The following is a 2,531-nucleotide window of genomic DNA, read 5'->3' on the forward strand; positions in this document are numbered from 1 at the left end:
GCCACCGACGACTCCACACCCACCCCCGCCTCACGCAACCGATGCGCCAGACGGTTCGCCCGTACGTCCAACTCCGCGAACGACAGCGTCTCCTCACCCGAGCTCAGCGCGACCGCCTCGGGCCGCCGCGCCATCTGCTCCGCGATCAACTCCGGCACCGACAACTCGCGCACCGGCACCCCGGAGTCGTTCCAGGCCATGAGGACGCGTTCGAGCTCGCCGGCCGGCAGGAAGGTCTCGCGGGCGTCGCCGTCCACGTCGGCGGCGATGGACTCCAACACCGCCCGGTACATCGCCGCCAGCCGGTCCACCGCCGTCCTGCCGAGGACCGCCGGGTCCGCCGTGAGCAGCAGTCCGCTGCCGCGGGCGGCGACCGCCAGGCCGAACTCGGTGGCGCCCTCGCCGTCCCCGGAGTCCGCGTCGACGAGATCGCTGTCGGCCTGGGCGTCGGAGAGGTCGAGATAGCTGAAGCGGACGTCGAGAAGGCGCGTCCCGTCGCCCAGTTCCCGCTGCATCACCGGCATCGGGAAGCGGCGGTGCGGCCAGAGCTCGGCCTCCCGGTCGAAGGCCTGGCGGATGAGTTCGCGCCAGGTGCTGGCACCGCGCCGGTGTGCGAAGGGCACTGTGTTCAGGTACATGCCGTAGACCCGCTCGGCGCCCTCGACCTCGGGCCGGCCGCTGGAGACGAGGCCGGTGCAGAAGGCGTCCTCCACGGTGAGCTGGCTCATCACCTTGAGGTGGGCCGCGTGCAGGACCGCCTTCAGCGAGGTGCTCGTGGTGCGGGCCGCGGACCGCAGGGCGGTGGTGAGGTCGCCGAGCGGCACCTGCACGGTCACCGCCCGGTCGGCGGGCTCGGCGTCGCCCCAGCCCGCCGGGAGTTCGAACTTGGCGTGGTCGGTGAGCAGGTCCCGCCAGTAGGCGCGGTCCTCCTCCGAGTCGAGGGACGCCTGCTCCGCCGCCACGAAGTCGGCGTACCGGACGCCGGGGGCCGTGGCCTCGCGCAGTTCCCCACCAGCACGCAGGCGCAGATAGCCCTCGACGATGTCGCTGAGGAGGGTCCGGTGGCTCCAGCCCTCGGTGATCGGGTGGCAGACGCTGACCGACAGCCACCACGCCTCGTCGGACTCGATCAGCGCCGAGACGCGGAGCAGCGGCGCCCGGTCGAGCTGGAAGGCGGTCGCCCGCTCGGTGATGATGTGGGCCCGGCGCGCCTCGGCCTGCTGCTCGAAGCTCTTGCCCCGCAGGTCGAGCACGGTGACGGGAAGGTCCGCCGTCGCATGGATGAGCTGCAGGGGCACCGAGAAGGCGTCGAGGTCGAAGGAGGCCCGGAGCATCTCGTGCCGCTCGACCACGGCCTGTCCGGCCGCGCGCAGGGCGTCCACGTCGAAGGGACGGCCGTCCTTGATCCGGAACGTCGTCGTGTTGTGGTACTTGTTCCGCCCGTCGTCGGCGAGCATCTCGACCAGCATGCCGAGCTGGACCTGCGCCAACGGGTAGGCGTCCACCAACCCGTCCGGCAGCCGGTCGCGATCCTCGTCGCCGATCAGCGCGAAAGGCTCCACCGGCCGGTAGGCGTCGGCGGATTCGCCGCCGTCGGTGAGGGTGGCGGCGAGGCCCGCGACGGTGCGGTTCTGGAAGACGTCCCGTACGGCGGCTTCGAAGCCCTCCGCGCGCAGGGCGCCGACCAGCGCGATCGCCTTGATCGAGTGTCCGCCGAGGTCGAAGAAGTTGTCCTCGACCCCGACCCGCTCCACACCCAGCACCTTGCTCCAGACCGCGGCGATGCGCTCCTCGGCGGGCGTGCGGGGCGCGACATAGGTGTCGGTCGCGTCCTGGTCCGGGTCGGGCAGGGCTCGGCGGTCGAGCTTGCCGTTGGCGGTGAGCGGGATCGCGTCCACCTGCACGAAGACGGACGGGATCATGTACTCGGGCAGGACGTCGGCCAACTCGGGAACCTCACCGACCACGTACGCGATCAGGCGCTGATCCTCCTCGGACACGACCACCGCCGCGTCCACCACCCCCGCCTGCGCGACCAGTGCGGCACGCACCTCACCCAGCTCGATGCGATAACCCCGCACCTTCACCTGATCGTCGATCCGGCCCAGGAACTCCACCGCACCGTCCGAACGCCACCGCGCCAGATCCCCGGTGCGGTACATCCGACTGCCCACCGGCCCGTACAGATCGGGAACGAAGCGATCCGCCGTACGGGCCGCGTCCCCGACATAGCCCCGGGCCACACCCGCGCCACCGACGAACAACTCGCCGACCGCTCCCACCGGGACCGGGCGGAGGTGGGCGTCCAGGACGCGCATGGTCATGTTGGGCAGCGGACGGCCGATCGGCACCACGCCCTCGACGGTTTCGAGCAGCGGGAACACACACGTACCCACGGTGGCCTCGGTCGGCCCGTACTCGTTCAGAACCTTCCCGTCCCCCACGACCCGCCGCCACCGCTCCACGAGAGCACCGGGCAACGCTTCGCCCGCCACGACGACCTTGCCGGCCAGCGCGCCGATCTCGTCATC

Annotated in this window: 1 protein-coding gene; it reads right to left on the bottom strand. The window is 71.6% G+C overall.

Annotated features, from left to right (window positions below; genetic code table 11):
- Positions 1–2,531 (bottom strand): condensation domain-containing protein (locus tag ACFPQ9_RS33630; RefSeq protein ID WP_380861955.1); only part of this gene is annotated, 2,531 nt, incomplete at both ends.

Origin of the sequence: Streptomyces coerulescens (assembly GCF_042657965.1) — a bacterium.
Classification (GTDB): Bacteria; Actinomycetota; Actinomycetes; order Streptomycetales; family Streptomycetaceae; genus Streptomyces; species Streptomyces coerulescens.